The following is a 23,762-nucleotide window of genomic DNA, read 5'->3' on the forward strand; positions in this document are numbered from 1 at the left end:
CGGTGCTCGCTGCCTGAAGCGGCGCCGCGTGCCTGCCACTGCCGGATTGGCGAGGCGCCGTTGCCGCGCCGGAAACGGACTCTTTCTCGTGGTGACGATTCACGGCCTGCCGCGCGACGGCGAAGATGGCGCCATGGATGACCGACTCGCCCCACTGCTGCAACGTTTCGAGCTCAAGTCGCGCGTCTTCTACGCCGGCAACCTGTGCAGCCTCGTCAATTTCGATGCGGTCGAAGGCGTCGGCCATCTTCACCTTTTGCGCGGCGGCCACCTGCAACTCACGGCCCCCGACGGCCGCGTGCACGACTTTGACGAACCCAGCCTGATCTTCTTTCCGCGCGCCACCAGCCATCGGCTGCACGCCAACCAAGGCGATGGGGCCGATCTCGTGTGCGCCTCGGTTGAACTCGGTACTTCGTTGGGCAACCCGCTCGTCCAGGGGCTGCCTTCGCCGTTGGTGTTGCCGCTGCGCGAGGTGCCGTCTCTCGGCGGTGTGTTGCAGGCGCTCTTCCTGGAGGCCTTTGCCGAGGGCAGTGGCCGGGAGGCCGCGCTGAGCCGGTTGAGCGAGGTGGTGTTGATCTACCTGCTGCGGCACGCCATCGACGGTGGCTTGTTGCGCTCTGGCGCCGTGGCTGGGCTGGCGGACGCCCGCCTGGCAAAGGCCATGAACGCGATGCATGCCGCGCCGGCCCGCGCCTGGACCCTGCATGACCTGGCCAGTCTGGCGGGCATGTCGCGCGCCCGGTTCGCCGCGCGCTTCACTGACGTGGTGGGCCAGCCGGCGATCGACTACCTCGCCGGCCTGCGCCTGGGCATGGCGCAGACGCTGCTGGTGCAGGGCCGCCAAGTCAAGACGATTGCCGACGAGGTGGGCTACAGCAGCCCGAATGCCTTGACACGCGCCTTCACCCAGCGGCTGGGGCAGACGCCGACCGCCTGGCTGGCGCAGCAGGCCGAGCGCTGATCACCGGGGCCCCACAGGCCCGGTCGGGACCAACCGGCCGGCGGTCGTGTGCCGTTGAGGCCATCGCTGACGAGTGATGAGCACTAAGTGTCGAGGGGCGAGAATCTCTGCAACGCCCACCTCGCCGGGGCCGCCTTTCGGAAGAGGAAACAACATGGACCGTCTTCAAGCCATGACCACCTTTGTGGCCGTGGTCGACTGCGGTGGCTTCGCCAGCGCGGCCCGCAAGCTCAACCTGTCGCCGCCGGTGGTCACGCGTGCCGTGGCCGAGCTGGAAGAGCGGCTCGGCCTGCGGCTGCTGACGCGCACCACACGGGTGGTTCGAGTCACCGATGCGGGCGCGCGTTTCGCCGAAGATTGCCGCCGGATCATCGCGGCCATCGACGAGGCGGAAACGGCCGCCGCGGGGGTCCACACCGAACCCCGGGGCACCCTGACGCTGACTGCGCCGGTGCTGTTCGGGCAGCTCTACGTCACGCCGATCCTCGTGCGGTATCTGCAGCGATTTCCGGAGGTGGATGCCCAGTGCCTTTTCCTCGACCGCGTGGTCAATGTCGTCGAAGAAGGTGTTGACGTGGCGGTGCGCATTGGCGAGCTGCCGGATTCTTCGCTGCAGGCGATACGCGTGGGCCGCGTGCGGCGGGTGCTGGTGGCGGCGCCGTCGTATCTGGAGGCGCACGGACGCCCGCAGCGACCGGAGGAACTGGCCGCCCACACCATCATCTCGGCGGCCGGTGTCACGCCGGTGGCCGAATGGCGCTTCAACGACGCGGGCAAGCCCCTGGTGCAACGCATGCAGCCCCGCATGCGCACCGTGACCAACGATTCGGCCATCACCGCCGCGGTGGCCGGGCTGGGCATCACCCGTTTGATGAGCTACCAGGCGGCCGCGCATCTGCAAAGCGGTGCGCTGCAGGTGCTGCTGGAAGACTTCGAATCCGCGCCCTTGCCGATCCACGTGGTTCACCACGAGGGGCGGCACGCCACGCAGAAGGTGCGCGCGTTCATCGACATGGCGGTGCAGGGGCTGCGCGCAGATCCGGCGTTGCAGTGAGCGCGCCGGGCCGGGCGCCCCGCACGTCCTACAGGTCCAGCGCGATGGTTTCGCTTCCGGCCGCTGGCCGGGCGCAGCACAGCAGCACCTCGCCGTCGCCCACGGGCCACGCTATCGGCTCGGCATAGGTCACGCGTCCAGCGGCCAGCCGGGTGGTGCACGAACCGCAATGTCCTGCCCGGCAGGAGAAGGGCGGATTCAGACCGCTGCTTTCGGCCAGCTCCAGCAAGGTGCCATCTTCAGGTGCCCAAGGCACCACCGCGCCGGTGCGCATGAAGCTGATGGTGGCCCGATCTGCGGGATCTGCCCGATCCGCCCGACCGGCCGGGGGCGCCGGCGGCGCCGGCGGCGGCGGTGCCGCAGGCGCGATGGGCGCCCCATCGAGCCGCCGCTTCAGAGACGAGGGGCCGAACGATTCAGCCCGAATGCGCTCATCGCGCACACCCAGATCGCGCAGGCCGTCGTAGATCGCTTGCATGAAGCCCGCCGGGCCGCACAGGAAGAACTCGTGATCGTCGAAGGGCAGCCACTGCTTGAGCTGCTCCACCGTCAGCGGGCCCGGGTGCGCGTGGGCGGGCGCGCCGGCGAGATCGCCCAGCACCAGGTGCAGGCGCATCGCGCCGCCGGCGCGCTCGGCGAGCGCCTGCAGCTCGGCGCCGAAGGCACGGTGTGCTTCACTGTGGGCCACCTGGATCAGGTGCATCGGCCGGGTGCGGCGTGCGCGAAACCCTTCGGTGACCAGGTGGCGCGCGAACGCCACCATCGGCGTGATGCCGACGCCAGCGCCTATCAGCACGGCGGGCCGCCTCAGCGAGGCATCGATGGTGAATGCGCCGCGCGGGCCCAGCGCGTGGATGGTGTCGCCCTCGCGCACCTGGTCGTGCAGATGGCGGGAGGCGGCGCCTTCACGCTTGACGCTCAGCCGCAGGCCGGCATCGCTGGGCGCCTGTGAGAGGGTGTACGTGCGCCGAAGCTCGGTGCCGGCCGGGGTGACGAGGCGAATCGGCAAATGCTGGCCCGCGAGAAAGGGCGGTACGGCACCGCCATCGGCCGGGGCGAGGTGGAATGAGCGAATGAGTGCGCTCTCGTCAACGATGCGGGTCACGCGGTAAGGGCGCCAGGTCGCCGACAGGCGCTGCGCGGCGAGCCGGGCCTCAGACTCGGCCCAGGTGCCGGTGATCGCGCTGTGGGGCGACTCGTCGCGATAGGCCCAGCGCAAGGGCAGCGCACCGCGAAGCCACCACCCGGTTTCCAGCCTGAACCGCCACGCCCGCTCCGCGCCGTCGAAGGTTTTCAGCGCATCGCCATCCCAGACCACCTCCGCGGTGCCGGTCAAGGTCAGCAGGCTCCCGTGCTCGAAGTCGATGAACAAGAGGCCGGCGCGCGGGTTGAGTTGCAGGTTGCCCAGCGTCATGAAGAAGGAGTTGCCGGCGAAATCCGGCACCAGCAGGCTGCCGTCGTCTTCCATCTTGACGAAGCCCGGACGGCCGCCGCGGTGTGAGACGTCCGCGCCGCCGCCCGGCGCCTGGGTGGCGATGAACAGCGTGTCGGCTTGGTCGATGAGCCGACGCGCGTCGCCATCCAGGCGGCTCACGGCCTCGATGCTTCGGGGGCGCAGATCGGCCGCATCGCGCACCCACTGCATCTCGCGGCCCTGGATGTACTGTGGACAGTTGCCCACCGATTGCTCGACCGCCAGGCTGAAGCCCTGGGCATCGCTGGCCACGACGCGGCCGTTGACGCGGTTGCGTCGGCGGGTGTGCAACTCGATGCCGAGAAAGCCCAACGAGGCCCCCTCCACCAGGCCGTCGGCCAGCGGGTCGCCCGGTATCGCGCGGGCGCGAAAGTCCAGCCGCTGGGCCGTTGGCGCCTGCACGAACCCCGGCGGGCCGACCAGCACCGACGCCCAAGTCCGCCCGGCCGGGTCGACCGAGCCCACCAGCATGAAGGGCAACTGCTCGAAGAAGCGCTGATGCTGCTCGGGCATCGCCGTGCGAATGACGCGCTGACCGACCGCCAACACCCGCTCGCGAATGCCCAGCCTGTCGTGCACGGCGCGCTCACCGGCATGGAAGGGATCGTCCTGGCGCGAGAGTGGGGTGTTCATGGGCTCAGGCCGCGAGGCCGACAGGCGTTTTCTGGAAAGAGACGAAGCCCGGCAGCGCCTCGACCCGCGCCAGCCAGGCCCGCACCTGCGGATAGGCCGAGAGATCGACGTTGCCCTCGGGGGCGGCCGAGATGTAGCTGTAGGCTGCGATGTCGGCCAGCGTCGCGTTGGCGCCCACCAGGAAGGCGCGCGTGGACAACTGCCCCTCCATCACCTTGAGCAGGGCATGCGCCCGGCCGATGACATCGTCGGGGTTGTACTTGGCGCCGAAGACCGTGATGAGGCGAGCGGCCGCGGGGCCGAAGGCGATCTGGCCTGCTGCCACCGACAGCCAGGCCTGTACGTCGGCCTGACCCCGAGGATCTTCGGGCAGCCAGCGGCGTGCCTTGTCGTATCGGGTGGCCAGGTAGACCAGGATGGCATTCGAATCGAACACGATCGTGCCGTGGTCATCGAGCACCGGCACCTGGCCGAACGGGTGCAGCTTGAGGAACTCTGGCGTCTTGTGCGCGCCCTTCATCAGGTCGACATCGACCAGCTCGTGCGCCAGGCCCATCAAGGACAGCGCGAGCTGCGCGCGGTGTGAGTGGCCCGACAAGGGATGACGATAGAGCTTGATGGACATGAGCTTTCCAGGCTGAGGTTGACGAGTGGGGGGGCGTTCGCGGGCGTGACATGGCCACCCCCTTGCACGAACGGAACTGGGACGAAAGGCCTGCCCCGGGATGGGGTGAGGCGATGCGGGGATGACGGCGGCGCGCCGCCGGAATCAGGACGAAGGCGGCCGGCTGGTGGCCGCGGGGCGCAGCACGGCGAGCTCTGCTTCCAGTGAAGCGATGCGTTGGTCGCGCGCATCGAGGGCGGCTTGAACGTCCTCGGCGTCGAAGCGGACCGGGATGTGCTGGGGGCAGTTCCAGTCGAAGCCTTCGACGGTGATGACCATGGCACGCTGGGGCCGCGCGCGGTAGGTGGGATCGACCAGCGTGTCGGCCAGGTCATCCGAAGGGCTCAGGTCCCGAACGTGCAGCCGGCCCAGCAGCTTCAAGCGCACGCGTTGGGCGTAGTCCATCAGGATCATCGCGACGCGATCGTTGCGCGACAGGTTGCCCACACTGATGAACTGCCGGTTGCCGGCATAGTCGGCAAAGGCGAGGGTCTTGTCGTCCAGCGCCTTCAGGAACCCTCGGGGCCCGCCACGGTGCTGCACATAGGGCCAACCCGTCTCTGACACGGTGGCCAGGTAAAAGCTGCGTTGCGCCGAGATGAACTCGATCTCGGACGGGCCCAGGCGATCGTTGAAGGCCATGTCATCGCCTTCGAAACTGCGCGCGTAGCCGGCGCGGCTGCCGTCGCGCTGCTGCGCAGACTTGACCGACGGGGTGAAGGCAATGTGGGCGAACGCGTGCGACATGGCGGGCTCCGGATCGGGCGCCGCGTCAACCGCGCGGCGAGGCCCTCACTGTCGCGCAGCCCGCCGCGCTGGAGAATCCGCACCACGGCCAAGGCAGTGTTTCCTGGGCTGGAACAATGCCTGGCCGGGCCCTGCGATGACGGCGTCAGTCCGCCTTCGCCGGTTGACCGAACACCACCTTGGTCAGCGGCAATTCCTGGGCGAGGAAACCGGTGTTCTTGACGTAGGTGACGTACTGCACCTTGCCGCCCTTTTCGGCGTATTCGGTGTGCACTCGGGCGGCGTAGCTCGGGTCGGTGCCTTGCTCGGCCACGAACATTTCCGCCTGGGCCGACCACGGGCCTTCTGGACGATAGGCCACGCGGTAGTACACGGTGTTGTTCAGGAACGTCTGGTAGACGGTCATGTACATGCCGAGGTAGTCGTTCCAGAAGACGGTGTCGCCCGCGGCGCCGCCGTCGTACACCGGCTTGGCCGCCTTCGGATCAGAGGACCAGCCGCTGCCATCGAAGTACTGCCACTTCGAAATGTCCAGCGCATCCGCCAGCGGCACGCGCGCCACCCGCACCTGCGTGGCCAGGCCTTTGCCCTTGCCGCCGTAGTTGTAGAGCATGTCGCCTTCGAGCACATAGCCGCCGGTGTAGGCCTGATCGAAGCGATTCCACATGTAGGTGGGTTCTTGCGCATTCGGATCGGGGTTTTGCACCGGGCGGGTCACGGCGAAGGTCTTGTCGTCCATCACCGCGATGCCGCCGCCGACGCCCTGGAAGCCGATCTGGCTGCCACGGTAGACGGTGCCGAAGAAGATGAGTGCGCGGTGGCGCGCCGGGTCCGGCACGATGTGCCCGGGCCAGATGGCCAGCTCATTGGGCTGGTGGCTGTTGGTGAAGTCGATCTCGCCCTGGGTGAAGGGCACGAAACGCACCGGCACGCCTTCCACGTCTTCCAGATCCCGCGTCAGGTTGATGCCATTCGAGGCCTTGAGCTTCTTGCTCCAGGCCAGCGTGTTGTCGATGAACTGGTCGCCCAGCACACCACCGTCGTCCATGCAGGTGTCGTTGAAGGTCCAGACCGCGCGGCCGTTGACCAGCGCGCTGTAGCTGCCGTCTCGGCACTTGACGTGTTCGTTCTGCTGCACCAGCCCCAGGCTCTCTACCTTCAGCACCGGCGGGATGGGGGGCACTTGCTGTTGTGCTTGGGCGAGCGGCGCGTGGGCCAGCCAGCAGCTCAAGACGGCCATGGCCGCGAATGGGCGGGGGCGGGTCAGCGTCCATGTCACGGCCGCACTGGTGTCGAATCGCATCGCCTGGTTCCTGCTTCGGGCAAAACGACCAGTGTAGAGGCTGTGCATCGAGCGCCCGCTGCGGGCGTGAGGCGCACGTCGATGGCGCGGAATGCCGCCTTCATGCTCGTGGCCAGGGGCTGCTCCGGCGCGCGAGCTATGCCGCGCCGGCCTGCTTCTGGCCGAACCGCAAGGCGGCCAGAAGGTAGAAGAGTGCCAACGCGCTGGTGGTGCTGATGACGGTGCCGAAGACGAACTGGTGCGGAATGAAGGGCGAGCCAGTGGCCGCTGTTCGCACCGTCGTCACCAGCATACCCATGGCCACGCTGGCGGCACCCAGGCGCACGAGGCTGCGGCGCCTGGCCTGTTCACGGGCCGGCTCTGCGGGTGCGACGGGCGAGATGAGCGAGATGGGCGCGATGCTGCGTGCAGCACGCCGGTACACGATGACCAACGCGGAGAGGCCAGCCAGCGTGCTGAGGTGCTGGAGCACGGTGTAGACGTGAACCTTCCAGCCGGCCACGCTGAACAGAAAGGTGCCCAGGAAGGGCAGCCACTGGACGCCAGTGCGGGCATCGTGCGTGAAAGCATCCCAGCCGATGTGCGTGGCGGCGCCGATCAGCACCGATGCGGCGAGCGTCAGGGCTCGCCAGCTGCCCCGTAGGCCCGAGCGCGAGAGCGCGCTTCTCGCCAGCTCACGGTGAGGTAGCGGCAATGGATCGGTGAGCGGGCCGCTGAAGCGGAACAGCAGCCACAACAGCACCAGCGACGGCGGCAAGCAGGCGTACAGCAGGCCCCAGCCAGAGTGAGCCGCGCTGGCGAACGAGCCCGCACCCACGTAGTAGGCGAAATCTGGCGACAGGCTGCCCACGACCAATCCTGGGAATGACAGCCAGCGCGGGCACAACCGGCTCAGTGGCAGTACGGCGGCGGGGTGCGCGAAGGTCCAAGGCATGGGCGTTGAGAGGGGGCTGATATCAGTGGGTGTGAGCAGGCAGTTCGGGACGCGGAACTGCGGCTATTGACCCGTTGCGGCCCCGTGAACCAACGCGTCGCCGAAAAGGAGTCGCGCGGCATCTAGCCAGCCCGAACGCGCTGCGAATCTTCGTTCGTTTTCAGAAGGCGAACCACCAATCGATCCAGGCCAAACCAAGATCAATGGCCTTGCCCATTCCGTCAAAGTGACAATCTTGTGCCGGTTGACCTGCGGCGAGCAAACATTTCCGTCCGACGGCGCTCGCCGAATCACGAGAATCCGATAGGAGTCCTGGATAAGCGCAGGTTGGCCCACTCTGAGGTGCCCGTGTTGGCTGATACATTGGAGCCGCTTGCCGGAGCAACGTGAACCGCCACCTTTGCGCACGAGCCGTTGACTATCTTGTGGCGAAACACGTACTCCGTCCAAGTACTGGGTACCGACGCCGGAGCGTAAAAAGTGTTGCTGATGAATGCGCCACTAGCATCCTGCTCCTGAATGAACACCGACAGCGAGGTTGCGGTGCCGGTGCGGATCCACACGCGACCGTAGACGTAGTCCCCAACGGCAACTGCGATTCGCGTACTGCAGCGAAGGGCGGTCAGTGCTTTGTCGTCAGAGTCAGTGAGGACCACTGCCTGAGGAACGCCGTCAGGCTTCGTTTTGGCAGCGGTGATGGCCGGGTAGCTGGTCTCGTAGAACTCTGCATTGTCCATGTTCGTGATGCTCACCCTGAAATGCGGATTGGGGTTCAGCTCGGTGTGGGCGTGCGCTCTTCGGAAGTTGCCATATTTCGAAGCCTGCAGCAGCGTGCTGGGGAGCAGCAAAGCATCTCGACCATCCAACGTGTTCTCGCCCAGTACATGTGATGTGCCAGCCAAGGAGACGCCGTCGAGGCAACCAGACATTTGGTTGTCGCCCACCGCGCAGCCAGAAGAGACCAGTGGGACCCCGTCGGGACCCGTGCGGCCAGTTCCGCTCTCGATGCTCACGCCATACTTGGCAGCGTTAGTGATGGTGTTGTCGGTAACTGTGCAGGCGCTGTTATTTAGAACGCGAATGCCGTGCCTTGTCACGTTGGAAACGTGGTTGTTGCTCACCTGGACGCCGATGGATCGGTGCCCTTCGCCGTTCTCTTCTGGGCGTCCGTAATCAGTAATGAATATGCCGTCGACGACACGGTGTCCACCGTCCATCTGGTTTCCCGTGACCAGAATTTGCTCCCCCTGCACCTCAATGAAGTTTGTAAAGCTCGACGGGCCTGCGAAGTCGACCTCGACGTCAGCCGTATTCCCACAAATGCTGCCGTTGAAGCTGCCATCTACCGAATGGTGACAGTCGGACATGTTGCGAGTCGAATTTCGGGAGATGGTGAAGAAGGCACAGCCGCGCTTCAAGTCCGCCAGCGTCCTAATTGTCTCCGCGTAGTTGTCCGCGATGTTGATGTGCCTGAACAGCACCGTCCCATACGCGTCTCCCGAGTGGGAATAGTCGTAGGTCTGCTCGATACGCACAGCGTCCATCGAAGTTTTGTAGGCGTTGCTGCCAGAGAACACCTTTTCAGGCGTAGTGACAAACGAGCAGCGCATGACGTTGAACCGTCGAAGTTGAGCGGAGGGATGTCCTCCGAGGACTTGGATGAAGTTGTTCTGAGCGTTCTGGAAATCACAGTCCGTGATCGAGATGTTCTCTATCAGGTCGCCGCGGTCCAAGGCGAATCGGATCAGGTCATTGTTTGGATTCAGAGGCTGCTGCACGCGGCCACCATCGAAGCTAAGCTCCTTCAAGTGGAAGTTCTTCAGCGCGCCGGATCCCCATGCTTTGTAGATACCGGTCGTGATGTCCTTCTTCGGTTGCACTTGAACCAACCAGGACGCCCCACGCATTCCAGAGATCGTGACGTTCGACTTTGGCGCGAAAGAGGAGAAAGCCCAACGGCCTTTGGGGATCCATAGAGTCCCACCGCCATTGCTGCTGAGATCGTCAATGCAGTTCTGAATGGGGAGGTCATTCAATGTCACGCCATCGGGATTGCTTCCCGCAACATCGCCCAGACTTACGTACCCGCCGGCAAAGGTTGTATTGGTGGTATGCATGATATATATGAGTTAGTAAGCTAACTAAGCAAGTCAATTGATAGGCATCATGCTGTATCCAACGCTCAACATAAACACCTAGCTGCAAGGTGCACGGCCGCACTCTATGAGCCAGTTGGCCACTCAGTCCTCGCCGGTCGGTCAGTTGCGTGGCGATTGCGCGGGCCGGTCGATGACTGAAGGTGCCCCAGACCGTGACTACCTCATCGGGTATCGACCGATCCCTCCCGCGGCACAGGAGTCGGCGATCAGATCGCTCTCGGCCTAAGACTGGGGGCGGTTGTTCGATGTTGACGGACAGAGTGTCCGCGGGGTGGTCACCCGTCATTTGTCGACCGGAGCGGTGTGCGCCGGCTGCAGCTGGATTGCTGGTCACTCGCCGCTTGCGGCCAACGAATGACACGCGATGGCTCCAGCTGCCCGTGCTGGTTGGCGGCACCCGACCCGGAGCAGCCAGGGCGGTACTCGCAACTGCAGTCATTCGCCAGAGTCTCCGTGGCGGAGTGGGTCTCCGCCAAGCCCGGCGCCCGGGTGAGCGGCAGCCCGATTCCGCAGGCCGGTCCGCCGCGCAGTCAGCCTCGACTGACTACCTACCTCGCCTTAAATTTGTCGTCTAGATCGATGTGCTTTGCGGCCTTGCTCCAGGACCGCGGCTGCGGTCCCGCTCGATGGCGTACATGGCGTGGGTCTGGTTGCCCGTGGAGCCAGGCACGAGACGGGATTGGCCGCCCCATGCGTAGAACGCTCGTCGGATGCCGTAGAACAGCCCATCGGTGGTCTGATGGAGATGATGCTCAATTCGAGTCGGTAGCATGCGCGCCTCCTTTGGGCGTGGTGATTGGACCAAGCGCGACAGCTTGAGAACGTCATGTTCACAGGTGGTCGCTGGGCATACTCTGGCAGGAGGGTGCGGGCATAAGCGCCCGCCCTACAACCCGCCGACTCCACCAGCGACACTGGCGCCAGCGGCATGAGGTCTTCGGGCACCCACGCCCCCGGCAGCCGGCACCACAAGCCTGCGCGTTACGCTTGGTCTCACCGCGGATGTTGAACGACTCGAAGCCCACCAGCACGAACCACTCATCGCGGATGCGGGGTCAGGCGAGGTTCCTCGAGCGTTGGGATCGTGTCGGGCAGGCGGTTGCCCTCCGGCAGCACCGAGGCCATACGGATCTGTCGGCGTTCGAATGTCGAGAGACTCACCACGAACCGGTGCGCTGGCGCGTAGCTCCTCGCGCGAAAGCTTCGCGCCGCCATGGCGCAGCACGACCATCTCTATCCGCATGATCGGCCGGCCTGCGTCGGGCCGCCTGTATGTCTATCCGCCCGCGCACCTGAAGTGGCCCCGCCGCAGCGCGATGGTTGGATCGCATTCTTTGAGTCGCCATCGAGAAGCGCTGAGACAGAGGTATCTCACCGACCTGATGAAACGATTGCGGCGGCGCTGGCGTCCCGCCCCGTTGACATCCTGCCCGCCGTCATGGCGTAATGCTTCCCGTCACCAGCCGCGACCACGTTTTACGTGTCGCGGCTTTTTTATTGCCCTCACGTGTCTGTCTGGTGGCGCCGCCGGGGGCAACTCCACTTCTGATCGAAGGGAATACCTGATGCTTAGGTCGCTCACTGGCTCAGCCGTTTATGCACGGCTGCACAGACTAGTCCGGCTTTCATTTGAAGATGCAGTTGTTCAAACGGCAGCCCCGATTACGGACAACGCGGCGCGGCTCAACTTGGTGGTGGTATGGATCGCCGTCCTACTGCTCTCACCCACCTGGGGGCCGGGGAGGCAAGAAGCTTCCATTTCTGCAGCGTCCGAAGCGCTTCAGACCCTGCTCTACGCGTTACCCGCATTCTTCTTGATCAACGTTATCTGCGCACCCTTCCGCGCCGTGAAGGCGGACCGGGCCCAGGGGCGTTGGTTTGGTCCGCGCTATGTACTCAATGAGCCCAAACGACTTCTTACCGTATTGGTGGACGAGCGAGACAATGGGCAGCACATCGTTTTCGACGTGCCAGACGTCGCCGCAGAGAGCTTCGTGTCCTACATGGTCGAATTGGACCGGAAAGACCAGCTTGTTCGAGTTCAGGTGGGATGGGGCAATGGGATTCTCCCGATGAGGTTCGACACACCTCAGCATTTGCCGCGAGGTGGAATTCGACTACCTTCATCGAGGAGTCTGAGCTTGCATGTGCATGCTGAGCCGCACACGACATTGGCGACCGCGCGGGTGTACTTGACCGCATGGGAGGTTGGGCCAGTCGATAGGACGTAGCGACGCGCGCGTCCCGGCGCCGGGGCCTAACTGGCGGACCAGCACCCCACCCCGCCGGAAACGCAGTAGACGCGCGTTTTGCTTGACGCTCCCTCCCTCAAACGCCGGCTCCAAAGATCGATTGGGTGTCGTCTCCGATTGACCGCTCCTGGCCGCTAGCCGTTTGTCGCCGGATCGATCCAATCGGGGCGAAGCCCCTGGGCGAACTCCTCGCGCACCTTCTTCAATGATTCGAGATCGCCCAAGTCAGCCTGCATCTCTCCAACGCAGCCCCAGCAATCGCCACCGCAGTCGGTGGACAAGGGGACGTCAAGCTGATCGAGCATTCGCCCGCAGATTCCACACGTCATCGCCGGTGAGCGTAGCCGACCCTTACGTTCGACCCTCCCTGGCCGGGAAACGTCGGTCACGGACCTCGGCCAATCCTCTTCGGAAGGCCATCATTGGGCGGCCGCTTCTTGGCCTTTGCTGGCGGCATAGTCTCGTCAGCATCCGCATTCAGTAACGCCGACAGTTCCTCTGGCCGCATACGCTTCATGAGTTCCTCCGTCTCGCGCGAGTACCCACGGTCATTGGGGTCGACGCCGCGTTGAGCCTTGCGTTGATACTGCTGTGCAAAGGCAGCAAGTTCGGCGCTCAGGCGATTGGATCGGCGTGACATCTTTGGAGTCTATGAGCGATGCCGGTGTCAGGCAATTGGGTGGCACCGTCGACCAGCCAGCCGCGTGCCGAAGAACGAGTCATCGGCTCGTGTGGGCGTGGACGCACACCTTGGCGCGGCCCGGGGCGCTACGGTCTCGGGCCACGCGCCGGTGCATGAAGGCCGCTTCTACCGGCGTGCCGTGTAGTTCGCGCCCAGCTTGTTGCGGCCGTCGCTGCCGCTGATCAGCCCCGGGGCGATGCGCCAGACCTTGCCGTTGCGCAGGTCACCGATGACCAGCTCATAGGTGCTGTCGTAGGCGTCGCTCGAGAACGCGAGCAGGTCTTCGTCGACCGGTGCGGCGTCAGAGTTGTCGCGGTCGCAGTCGTTGAGGGCCAACACCTCGGGTTTGCCGGTGGCCTGGCCAATGGGGTGACGAAGGATCTGGTCGTTGCCGGTGTTGGCGAGGGTGCGGGTGTAGAAGTAGGTGGAGTAGTCGCGAACGACCGGGTAGTACTCGTGGGCGCCATCGGGTGGCGTCGAGAAGGTGGTGGTCTTCTTGGTGGCCATGTCCATGCGCCGGATTCGCATCGAAGCGCCGGTGCCGGCCACGAAGAAGAGGTACTTGCCCGAAGGGGTGAGGTAGGGCATGGATTCTTCGGTGGCCCATCCGTCGGTGGTGATCGCCTGCCAGGAGACGACGCTTTGACCATCGGTGGCCCATTGGCCGAGGTACAGGTCGCCCTCATGCTTGATGACCAACTGGGTGCCATCGAACGAGTACTTCGGGTCTTCGTTGCGGCCACCCAGCGACGATGTCAGGTTGACGGGCGCCTGCGGCGATCCGGGCGTCCAGACGAAGACGTGCCAGTTGCCGAGCTGGCGGCCCATGAACACCAGGCGCTTGCCATCGGGCGAGAAGTGCGCATTCATGGGATCGGTGATGTTCCAGGCCGCACTGTCCAGCCGCGTCAGCGTCTTGGCGGCGAAGTCATACAAGAACAGGCGGGAACCGCCATCGCCATAGCTGACGTAGGAGTGAAACACGAGCCGGCCGGGCAGCGAAGGGAAGCTGGACGCCGGCTCCAGCGGGTGTTGGGGGATACACCCGGAGGCGGTTCCAGCGAAGGCCGGCGCTGCCAGCAGGGTGGCCGACAGGGTCAAGGCGATGGTGGACGTTTTCATCCAACAGATCGTAGGGGACGTGGCCCCGCTCCGCGCGCTGGGCATTGAAAGCAGCCGTATCCGGGATCGGTGAGCGCGTCATGAACCTTGGGGCGGCCGGCTGCACGCCGTCTGGCGTGTGTTTCGGACCAACGGGCAGGCCGAGGCGCGAGGCGAACACGTCCGCTCCTGTCCTCCGCCGCGGGCGCCAGGCCGTCGCGTCTTTGACTTGGCTTCAGTCTTGGCCTCGCGGTTTCGCTGCGACCGAGCTGGTGGCCGCGTGCACTGACGGCCGGCCTCATCGCGGCCGCCCGGATCATCAGCGTGCTCGGTCCAGTGCAGACGTCGAGGCAACGCGGGTTCCGCGCCATTCGATGTAGGCGGACCAACTTTTCAAACAAGGCTCTTCGGGTTGCAGCTGTCGCAGATCGCTAAAGCAACGCCGGATATCCTGCAACAGGGCCTGCAGCCCCGTCGGCGAGAGGTCTTCCTTCAGCTCGATGAAGGACAAGACATCGTGCGTGCTGTCGTGGCTGATCACCTCGACCCGTACAGACGCCGTCGGCGGTACGAGCTCTGACAGTGCCATGTCCACCCGGTCGTCCAGTGACATGCGTCGGAGGTGTCGGTTGCTCTGGCGGCTCATGTCCCGTGGCGCTGCTTGCTGGCGGATGATCTCAGCACGGTTTGGCGTTCGGATCGGGGGGGTGTGATGGCGTGGTGCCTCGCGGCCCTCAGCCCTGATGCTTCGACGATGGCTCCACCAGGGCGCCATGGCGTGCCCTGAGCCTGGCGTGTCGGTGGCGGAACACCGCGAGGTAGATGGCCTTGAGCAAGGGGGCCAGCAGGGGGATGCGCGGTGTGAAGCTGACTCTGTCGGTGACCTCGCAGCCGCCGGGCACCGCGCGTGCATGGCGCTCGTGTCGCCACCGGTGATTCATCCACGATGACGAGTGCTCGACGAAGCTCAGCGGCTGGCTCAGATCCAGCGTGCCGAAGGCGTGGCGGTCGAGCGGGAGGATTCGCAGCAGCAGCACCCAGCTCGTGAACAGCCGGCGCTGCCCGTCCCAATCCTTCAGCTTCACGCCCTGCCATGTGGCGGGCGCGGACATCCAGATCCATGGGCCCAGCTCGAAGTTGACGGTGGCGATGGACTGCTCGTTCCAGAGCGCTTCGGGGTGGACGGCAATGCGGCTCTGGACGACCAGCTCGTGCATGACGTGCATCAGCGGGGCCTCGCCGGCAGGGCTGCTCACGGTGACGGGTTCCCGTCCAGCGGCTGCGCCAGCCCGATGAGGATGCCCTCGGGGCCGCGGATGTAGCAAAGCCGGTAGATGTTCTGGAAGTTGACCACCTCGTCGACCACGGTGGCGCCCAACGGGGCCAGCCGGACGAGGGTGTCGTCGAGGTCGGCCACCGCGAACATCACGCGCAGGTAGCCGAGCGAATTCACCGGTGCTGTGCGGTGGTCGGCGGCGATGGCCGGCGCGTCGAAGCGCGAGAGTTCGAGGCGGCTGTGGCCGTCTGGCGTGCGCATCATCGCGATTTCCACGCGCTGGCCCCGCACGCCGGTGACCCGCCCCGCCCATTCTCCCTCGACGGGCATGCGGCCCTCCAGGTTCAGGCCGAGTTCGGTGAAGAAGTGGATCGCCGCATCGAGGTCTTCCACCACGATGCCCACGTTGTCCATGCGGATGACGGTCATGGGGCGCCTTGTTGATCGTCGATGTACCGGCCCAGTTTGACCATCGGCGTGCCGGTGGAGCCGTGGGGCCCGTGGTCGACCATGTCGTAGCCGAACTTTCGATACAGCGAGATCAACGCCGTATTGGTGCCGGATGTCCAGGTGCAGCTGCGGTTCACGCCTTGCTCGCGGAACCAGCCGTGCGCGCGTTCGAGAAACTGCCCGGCCCACCCGGACCGGCGAGCAGAGGGGATGATGTAAGTGGTGGCGACAAGGCCGAACGGGTCCGACGCTCTGCCTTCGATTCGCAGCAGGCTGTGGCCCACGATGTGGCCGTCAGTCGCGGTGGCGACGAACACCTGGCCTTGGCTTTGCGAAGGGTCGAGGTGCCACTGCACCCGCTCTTTCAGCCATGGCAGCGAATGGATCCCGATTCCTCGCTCTGGCCCTTCGACCTCGATCAAGGTGTCGAGCATGCGTTCGGCCACGAGGCTGATTTCGGCGTCGGAGCTGGGGTCGATTTCGCGGATGGCCATGGGCAGTGGGGCAACTTCGTGAGGTGTGACGCAGCGCCCCGGTGACGACCCGTTCAAAGCTTCTCAGGCCACTGCGGTACAGCGGGCCGGCGTGGTGCGTCACGGCGAGGCCGAAGCGACAACCGCTGCATGTTAGGCCAAGGTGCGCAGCGCGGGCCTGCCCACGGCATCCCCCGGCCCATGGAGCCTTCAGCCCACCGGCGAATGCAGCGCGACGCGGTTGCCCTCGCTGTCGACCACGATGGCGCGAAAGCCGTGCGGGCCGATGGGGTGCACCGGTTGGACTACCCGGCCACCTTGTGATGTCACAGCGTCGACCGCCTGGGCCAGGCGCCCCTCGGCGTTCAAGTAGATGAGGGGGCCGGTCGCCGAAGGCGCGTTGTCGGCGCCGCCGAGGTAGAGGCAGCCGCCCACTTCATCGCCCGTGTGGGGCAGCAGGCCGAAGCTGAAACCAGGCCCGCCTTCTTTGGTGACCTGGCTGCCGAGTACGGCGGAATAGAAGGCGATGGCCCGGTCAAGATCGGTGACCGGAATGTCGACCCAGACGATGCGATGTCCCATGGTGTGCCTGCGCTTTCGGAGTTGGCGGTGGGGGAATGAAGCATGCGACGTGCGCAGGCTCCGGTGGATGGTGGTGGCTTCTTGTTGACACGGGTGGGCCGACAAAGATGGACGGTGAGTATGGGCGCTGCCCTCGGCCTGGGCCAAGTGGCGCAAGGGGCCATCAATGGGTGTATTCATGCGCCTGTGGGAGCGAGATGACGCGCCATCACGCGGGCTCGGCCGGGTTCTTCCGGCCTCGCTTGCCCTGGCGGACCAGCCCCAGCTGGATGGCCGCGCGCCGCGGCATGCGCCAGGTTTTTTCATCGGCGTCCCATTCGGCGCCCAGGGCGATGGCCTGGCGCCGGGTCTCGATGTCGTCGAACCGGATGTCGACGCGGATCAGGGGCTGCCGGCGTTGAGGGCCTTGGTCGATGACGAGTTCGACCGTGGTGAACCGGGTGTTGCCGGTGGCCACGTCTTTTCGGTAGCGTACGCACACCAGTGCCGGGCCGTAGCGGCGATGCAGTGACAGGGTGCCCGGCTGCCCTGGCTTCAGCCGCTTGACGACCTCGGTGCCTTCGGCGGGGCAGATGGCCGCCAGCGGCATGAGGACGGCCTCGGTGGCGGCGTCGTCACCCACCGGGTTGGACGCGCCCAGCGGGATCAGCGCCCAGCTGTCTGCCGCCGGTCGCCGCGGGCGGGTGAGGGGGCGCTTGGTGCGAGGAGGGCTTGCCATGGCGAGATGCTAGCGCGATACTGTATAAAAATACAGTACCTATAGGCCACCAAGGCATGGACCACCCAGCCGTGGTGGCCCCAGGCCTTCGCTGCTCTGTCCCCTGGCCCCTTTGTTGTCGTCTGTCGTTTTGTTGCTGCCGCGCTGTCGGGTTTCACGCCATGCCTCATCCCCTTGAGCCCGCCGAGGCCCCGCGCCTGCTGGATCAACTGCGTGAGCAGATCCGCTATCGCCACTACAGCCTGCGCACCGAAGAGGCCTACGTGCATTGGGTGCGTGCCTTCGTTCGTTTTCATGGGGCGTCGCGGCATCCGCGCGAGATGGGGCGAGAGGAGATCGAAGCCTTTCTCACCTGGTTGGCGGCCGAGCGACAGGTCTCTCCGTCCACCCACAAACAGGCCTTGTCGGCGCTGCTGTTTCTCTACCAACACGTGTTCGGCCATGAGCTGCCGTGGATGGCCGAGCTGGGCCGCCCCAAGCGGCAGGTGCGCCTGCCGGTGGTGTTGACGCAGGCCGAGGTCTCTCGGCTGCTGGGCGTGCTGCCCGACGAGCACCACCTGCTCGGCCGCTTGCTCTACGGCACTGGCATGCGCCTGCTCGAAGGTTTGCGGCTGCGGGTGAAAGACGTGGATTTCGCCCGCCGCGTGATCATCGTTCGCGATGGCAAGGGCGGCAAAGACCGGGTGGTGATGTTGCCCGCGGCGCTGGAAGGGGCGCTGAAAGCGCAGATGCAGGCGGCCCGCGATCTGTACCGGGCAGATCGTGCCGCGCAGGTGGCGGGTGTCTACCTGCCCCACGCGCTGGCGCGCAAGTACGCGCGCGCGGCCGAATCGTGGAGCTGGTTCTGGGTGTTTCCGCAGGGCGGCTTGTCGGCCGATCCGCGGGCCGAGGGCTTGCGCCGGCGGCACCACATGACCGAGCAAGGGTTTCAGCGCGCGTTCAAGCGGGCGGTGCAGCAGGCGCAGATCGTCCGGCCTGCCACGCCGCACACGCTGCGCCATTCGTTCGCCACCCACCTGCTGCAGGCCGGCACCGACATCCGCACGGTGCAAGAGCTGCTGGGCCACTCGGATGTCAGCACCACGATGATCTACACCCATGTGCTGCGCCTGGGCAGCAGCGGCGTTCGCAGCCCGCTGGACGATTTGATGGCCAGTTTTGCCGACAGTGGCCGGCCCCAACATCGCGTTGCCGAGCGCGAAGACCACACTCGCACCGCCGAGCGCGAGGCTTACGATCGCGCCGCCGAGCACGAAGGCCCTTCGGACGCGTCAGAGCTGCCGCGCACGGCGGTGCTACCGCGAAAGTTTGTGGCCGAAGAGCCTGCGGCCCTTTACCGAGTGGACGCAACCCGAGTGGATGCAACCCGAGTGGATGCAATCCGAGTGGACGCCACGTTGGCGGTGGATGCCGTGCTCGCCCCGAAGGGCGCAGCGCTGACGAGACCGGCCCTGGGGTGGCGGTGGGGCTGGCGGCGGGCAGGGCGCAGCGGCGCACGCCGGGCGGGGCTCAGGCGTGCCGGCCTGATGGCCATCGGCTGGGTGCGCCGGGCCGTGTGGGGCCGGCAGCGTGGCGCCGCGCCCGCTTCGCCACCGGCACCCACCATACGGCCCACCACCCGGCCCACCACCCGGCACACCACACCGCCCACGCCCTACCCACTCACCGCACCGGCCAGGTGGGGCAGGGGCGGCGGGTCGTCCGGCCTGCCGCAGCCGTGGTGAGCTGGGTGGTGGCCCTTCGGCTCGCTTTGTCATGTCGACGCCAGATGCTGCCAGCAGCGACGAGTGGGCCGCCGGCCTGCCCGAGGTCGCCGAGCTTCACTGTCGCAGCAACTTCAGCTTCCTGACCGGCGCATCGCAGCCGGCCGAGCTGGTGCTGCGCGCGTGCCAGCTCGGCTACCAGGCCTTGGCGATCACCGACGAGTGTTCGCTCGCCGGTGTCGTGCGCGCGCATGAGGCGGCGAAGGAGCTGGCAGCCGAGTTCGAGGCAAAGCACCCAGGCCAGCTGTTGCCGTTTCGCCTGATCATCGGGGCCGAGATGCGCCTGTCTCCCGAGCCGGCCGGGGCCGAAGCCCACGCGGCGACATCGTGGTTGGGGGCGGAGAAGGGAGCGGAGAAGGGGGCGGCGCCTGCACCCGCCAAGAAACGCAAGGCCGGGTTCGGTGGCGTGCAGGGGGCGTCGCCGAATGGGCGGTCGCTGAATGGGCCGCCGCTGCAGGGGCTTCGCGGCCAGGGCATGCCGGGCGGGGCGGCCGTGGTGCCTCACCCCCATCGGCCCACCGGTGACGGGGCTCGGTTGGTGCTGTTGGCCACCAGCCTTCGGGGTTACGCCAACCTGTCGCGCTGGGTCAGCCTGGCGCGGCGGCGGGCGCCCAAGGGCCACTACCTCGCCCACGCCTCCGATCTTGAAGGCAGGGCCCCCAAGGCGCCCTGGCTCGCCGGGCTGGGTGAGTGTCTGGCGCTGCTGGTGGTCGATGGACCCGAGGGCGACGACGGCACGCCATCGCCGCCCGAGTTCGAAACGGTGTTCGCCCAGGCCATGTGGTTGAAAACATGCCTCGGTGCCGATCGCTGCGGCCTGGCGCTCGCGCTGCAGCATCGCCGGTTCGACGACGAGCGGCTGGCGGTGGCGCGCCGGGTGTCCGAGCTGAGCGGCCTGCCCATCGTGGCCACGGGTGATGTGCTCATGCACAGCCGCTCGCGCAAGCCCTTGCAGGACGTGCTCGCGGCCACCCGGCACCGCTGCACCGTGGCTGAATCGGGCTGGCGGCTCGAATCGAATGGCGAGGCGCACCTGCGCTCGCGGGCCCGGTTGGCCGAGCTGTACGAGCCCGCCTGGCTGCAAGCGGCGGTCGGCTTCGCCAGCCGCTGCGTGTTCTCGCTCAGCGAGCTGGAGTACCAATACCCGCAAGAGCTGGTGCCTGCCGGTCACACGGCCACCACCTGGCTGCGCGAGCTCACCGAGCAGGGCCTGCTCAAACGCTATCGCGACAAGGGTCGCACTGAGCCCGCGCATGTACGCCAGCAGGTCGAACACGAACTGGCGCTGATCCAGCAACTGCGCTTCGAGGCGTATTTCCTCACCGTGGCCGATCTGGTGCATTGGGCGCGGGCCCAGGGCATCTTGTGCCAGGGGCGTGGCAGTGCGGCGAATTCGGTGGTCTGCTATGCACTGCAGGTCACCGAGGTCGATCCCGAGCTGGGCAACCTGCTGTTCGAGCGGTTCATCAGCGCCGAGCGCAACGAGCCGCCGGACATCGACATCGATTTCGAGCACCAGCGGCGCGAAGAGGTCATCCAGTACATCTACGCCAAATACAGCCGGCACCGCGCGGCGATGACCGGGGTGGTGATCAGCTACCGCAGCCGGTCGTGTCTGCGCGATGTGGGCCGCGCGCTCGGCTTCGATCTCGACCGGATCGAAGCCGTCACCAAGCAGCAACCGTGGTGGACGGATCACCCCGGCCGCTTCGACCCCGCACGGCTGCGCGAGCATGGCTTCGACCCCGAGGCGCCGCTGGTCAAGCTGTGGGCCGAGCTGGCCTCGCAGCTGCGCAACTTCCCGCGACACCTCAGCCAGCATCCGGGTGGTTTTCTGATCGCCTGTGACGACGTCTCCAGCCTGGTGCCAGTGGAAAACGCCACGATGGAAGACCGCACCGTCATCCAGTGGGACAAGGACGATCTCGACACGCTGAAACTGATCAAGGTCGATGTGCTGGCGCTCGGCATGCTCAGCGCAATCCGGCGGGCGCTCGAGTGGATCGGCCGCAAATCGTGCCCCGAATTCGCCCGCATCCAGGGCCGCCGCATCGAGATGGACGATCTGCCCAAGGAAGACCCGGCGGTCTACGAGATGCTGGGCGATGCCGATGCGATCGGCGTGTTCCAGGTGGAAAGCCGTGCACAGCTCAGCATGCTGCCGCGCTTGCGGCCGAAGAAGTTTTACGACCTGGTGATCGAGGTGGCCATCGTGCGGCCCGGCCCCATCCAAGGTGGCATGGTGCACCCCTACCTGCGGCGCCGCAACGGCGAAGAGCCCGTGGAGTTTCCCAAGCCAGAGTTGATGCAGGCGCTGGGCCGCACGCTGGGCGTGCCGATCTTCCAGGAGCAGGTGATGCAGCTGGCGATGGTGGCCGCCGATTTCACGGCCGGCGAAGCCGACCAACTGCGCCGCGCGATGGCCGCGTGGAAGCGCAAGGGCGGCCTCGGGCCCTTCCACGACAAGCTCGTCCATCGGATGGTGGCCAAGGGGTATGCGGCCGACTATGCCGAATCGATCTTTCGCCAGATCGAAGGGTTCGGCGAATACGGCTTCCCAGAAAGCCACGCCGCCAGCTTCGCGCTGCTGGTGTATGTGAGCGCGTGGATCAAGCGCCACCATCCCGATGCCTTCCTCGCCGGCCTGCTCAACAGCCAACCGATGGGTTTTTACGCGCCGGCACAGTTGGTGCGCGACGCACGGGCGCATGGCGTGGTGGTGCGGCCCGTTGACGTGACCTGCAGCGAGTGGGATTCGACGCTGGAAGACCTGGGCCTCCCGCCGCCCCCAGCCAGCCCAGGTGAGGGTGGGCAGGTGCTGCCTGCGGCGCCGACCGCCCTGGCTGGAGAGTGCACCCCCACATGCCGGGTCTCGCCCGTCAGGCCCCCCGAGGGGGATAAGGCCACGGGGGGCGGCCCGGCGCCCCCTCATGTGGGTAACGGGCGTGGCGATGGTGCAGGCGAGGCCGATGCCATGCCATCCGCTTCGGTCTGCCAGCGCCACAGCCCGCCGCCGCAGCGCCTGCGGCCGGTTCGGTTGGGTTTCAGCCGGCTGAGCGGCTTTCGCGAAGATGCGGCGCAGCGCATCGTCGAGGCCCGGGCCGAGGCGCCGTTCGTCAGTGTGGAAGACCTGGCGCGGCGTGCCGGGCTGGATGGCCACGCCCTTCGTCTGTTGGCCGATGCGAATGCCCTGGTGGCCCTGGCCGGCCACCGGCGCGAGGCGGCCTGGGCGGTGGCGGGGGTGGACACCCGGGTCGGCCACGCCCCGGTGCTGCATGCCTCACGCACCGAAGAGCACGACGCACCCTTGCTCGAGCCGCCGAGCGAAGGGGCGGCCTTGCTGGCCGATTACCGGCGCACGGGCCTGTCGCTGGCCCATCATCCCCTGGCCTTGCTGCGACACCGCCTGGCTGGCTTTCGCATCAGCACGGCCGCCGAACTGCAGGCGTTTCGCAACGGCCAGCTCGCACGGGCCAGCGGGCTCGTCACCCACCGCCAGCGGCCACAGACCGCCAAAGGCGTGATCTTCGTGACCCTGGAAGACGACACTGGCCAGGTCAACGTGATCGTCTGGCCCCAGGTGGCCGAGGCGCAGCGCACGGCGCTGCTTGCTTCGCGCCTGCTCACGGTCTACGGCATCTGGCAACGCCAAGGCGAGGTGCGCCACCTCGTGGCCAAACGCCTGGTCGACCACAGCGTGCTGCTGCGCGAACTGGACAGCGACTCGCCGGGCCTGAAGACGAGCAGCCGGGATTTTCGGTAGCGTGGCGCTTGACTCTCGAGCGAACTCTGGTCTCGACGTCTACCCCGCATGCATGCACAGTGAGGCCGACAGTATCGGCAGGCGGCCCGACGGGCAACAGTCTGCCGCTCCGGCAATGCTGGCCCGTAAATCGAGTCGACTCAGCATCGTTCGCCAACGCTTGCTCATCGCCCACATCGCAGATCGCGGGGTGGGGGGAAGCCTGCGTCGTTCAAGCCCCGTCCCGGCAGGGTGACCGTGGCCGACCAACTGGGGGTGCCGCTGGCCGGCTGGAAGCCACCACCAGCGTTGTACGCTGCGGTGCTGGTGAAGGCGGCCAAGTAAGACGGCGCGCGCTGCACCACGTCGGCCGGGGGGTGATGCCGAGTGAGGGGCCGTGCGGTCGATGACGGCGCCGACACCGGGGCTATCGGAGTCGCCTTCTACGATGATTCTCCCGTTGCTGATGACCGAAGCGGCAAAGACCACGGCCTAATGGTGAGTGCGCCTTCGGGGACACCCTGGACCGTGAGCGTCTACGAAGCCCATGGCGCGCCGTCGGAGCCCGTTGGCGCTGCACCCAATTTGCCGACGCCTGGCACGGTCACTGTCACGCTGGCAATGGCTTCTGGTGCGTCACCGATTCGGGTCTGTTCGGTGCCGTCGTCTTTCCATTGTTCGCAAGAAGTTGTACCACCGACCGTGAAACTGCCGGCAAGGACCTGGCCGGGGCAGGGCCTGTCGATCCTGATGCCGGTGAAGAAGAGCCGGTCGGCCAGTTGCCCCCCGGG

Annotated in this window: 18 protein-coding genes; 4 read left to right on the plus strand and 14 right to left on the minus strand. The window is 66.4% G+C overall.

Annotated features, from left to right (window positions below; genetic code table 11):
• Positions 1-88: 88 nt before the first annotated feature.
• Positions 89-964, plus strand: a complete 876-nt coding sequence (locus tag AACH06_RS03125) for an AraC family transcriptional regulator (protein WP_341424137.1) — start codon at positions 89-91, stop codon at positions 962-964.
• Positions 965-1,118: 154 nt separating this feature from the next.
• Positions 1,119-2,018, plus strand: a complete 900-nt coding sequence (locus AACH06_RS03130) for a LysR family transcriptional regulator (protein WP_341424138.1) — start codon at positions 1,119-1,121, stop codon at positions 2,016-2,018.
• Between the two features lie 28 nt (positions 2,019-2,046).
• Here AACH06_RS03130 and AACH06_RS03135 read toward each other — a convergent pair whose 3' ends face one another.
• From AACH06_RS03135 to AACH06_RS03200, 14 genes are all read right to left on the minus strand, one after another.
• Positions 2,047-4,125, minus strand: coding sequence for a pyridoxamine 5'-phosphate oxidase family protein (locus AACH06_RS03135; RefSeq protein WP_341424139.1), 2,079 nt, complete (start codon positions 4,123-4,125; stop codon positions 2,047-2,049).
• Positions 4,126-4,129: 4 nt separating this feature from the next.
• A complete protein-coding gene (locus AACH06_RS03140; RefSeq protein ID WP_341424230.1) occupies positions 4,130-4,744 on the minus strand; it encodes a glutathione S-transferase family protein in 615 nt (204 codons plus the stop codon).
• A gap of 150 nt (positions 4,745-4,894) precedes the next feature.
• Positions 4,895-5,536 (minus strand): pyridoxamine 5'-phosphate oxidase family protein, encoded by a 642-nt coding sequence (locus tag AACH06_RS03145; RefSeq protein WP_341424140.1) that lies wholly within the window; start codon positions 5,534-5,536, stop codon positions 4,895-4,897.
• Between the two features lie 145 nt (positions 5,537-5,681).
• Positions 5,682-6,839, minus strand: coding sequence for a DUF4185 domain-containing protein (locus AACH06_RS03150; RefSeq protein WP_341424141.1), 1,158 nt, complete (start codon positions 6,837-6,839; stop codon positions 5,682-5,684).
• Positions 6,840-6,975: 136 nt separating this feature from the next.
• Positions 6,976-7,773: a DUF4184 family protein gene (locus tag AACH06_RS03155; RefSeq protein WP_341424142.1), complete on the minus strand. Its 798-nt coding sequence runs from the start codon at positions 7,771-7,773 to the stop codon at positions 6,976-6,978.
• Between the two features lie 290 nt (positions 7,774-8,063).
• Positions 8,064-9,890, minus strand: a complete 1,827-nt coding sequence (locus AACH06_RS03160; protein ID WP_341424143.1) for a right-handed parallel beta-helix repeat-containing protein — start codon at positions 9,888-9,890, stop codon at positions 8,064-8,066.
• A 2,428-nt stretch (positions 9,891-12,318) separates the two neighbouring features.
• Positions 12,319-12,489: a hypothetical protein gene (locus AACH06_RS03165; protein ID WP_341424144.1), complete on the minus strand. Its 171-nt coding sequence runs from the start codon at positions 12,487-12,489 to the stop codon at positions 12,319-12,321.
• Between the two features lie 503 nt (positions 12,490-12,992).
• Positions 12,993-13,988, minus strand: a complete 996-nt coding sequence (locus AACH06_RS03170; protein WP_341424145.1) for a TolB family protein — start codon at positions 13,986-13,988, stop codon at positions 12,993-12,995.
• Between the two features lie 298 nt (positions 13,989-14,286).
• Positions 14,287-14,580 (minus strand): hypothetical protein, encoded by a 294-nt coding sequence (locus tag AACH06_RS03175; RefSeq protein ID WP_341424146.1) that lies wholly within the window; start codon positions 14,578-14,580, stop codon positions 14,287-14,289.
• Between the two features lie 121 nt (positions 14,581-14,701).
• A complete protein-coding gene (locus AACH06_RS03180) occupies positions 14,702-15,223 on the minus strand; it encodes an SRPBCC family protein (protein ID WP_341424147.1) in 522 nt (173 codons plus the stop codon).
• The gene (locus AACH06_RS03185) at positions 15,220-15,672 is read right to left on the minus strand and encodes a VOC family protein (RefSeq protein ID WP_341424148.1); all 453 of its coding nucleotides are present in this window, start codon (positions 15,670-15,672) and stop codon (positions 15,220-15,222) included. Before AACH06_RS03185 ends, AACH06_RS03180 begins: the two co-directional genes overlap by 4 nt.
• Entirely contained in the window at positions 15,669-16,187 is a 519-nt protein-coding gene (locus AACH06_RS03190) for a GNAT family N-acetyltransferase (RefSeq protein WP_341424149.1), read from the minus strand. Before AACH06_RS03190 ends, AACH06_RS03185 begins: the two co-directional genes overlap by 4 nt.
• A 189-nt stretch (positions 16,188-16,376) precedes the next feature.
• Positions 16,377-16,748 carry a VOC family protein gene (locus AACH06_RS03195; protein ID WP_341424150.1) on the minus strand — a complete coding sequence of 124 codons (372 nt, stop codon included), beginning with the start codon at positions 16,746-16,748 and terminating at the stop codon, positions 16,377-16,379.
• Positions 16,749-16,956: 208 nt separating this feature from the next.
• Positions 16,957-17,466, minus strand: coding sequence for a hypothetical protein (locus AACH06_RS03200; RefSeq protein ID WP_341424151.1), 510 nt, complete (start codon positions 17,464-17,466; stop codon positions 16,957-16,959).
• A gap of 161 nt (positions 17,467-17,627) precedes the next feature.
• Between AACH06_RS03200 and AACH06_RS30250 the strand changes: the two genes are divergently transcribed.
• Together AACH06_RS30250 and AACH06_RS03210 are read left to right on the plus strand one after the other, a co-directional pair.
• Positions 17,628-19,190: an integron integrase gene (locus tag AACH06_RS30250; RefSeq protein ID WP_479723916.1), complete on the plus strand. Its 1,563-nt coding sequence runs from the start codon at positions 17,628-17,630 to the stop codon at positions 19,188-19,190.
• A gap of 31 nt (positions 19,191-19,221) precedes the next feature.
• Positions 19,222-22,992 (plus strand): error-prone DNA polymerase, encoded by a 3,771-nt coding sequence (locus AACH06_RS03210; protein WP_341424152.1) that lies wholly within the window; start codon positions 19,222-19,224, stop codon positions 22,990-22,992.
• The last annotated feature ends 770 nt before the right edge of the window (positions 22,993-23,762 follow it).

The sequence above is a fragment of the Ideonella lacteola genome (assembly GCF_038066555.1).
GTDB lineage: Bacteria > Pseudomonadota > Gammaproteobacteria > Burkholderiales > Burkholderiaceae_C > Ideonella > Ideonella lacteola.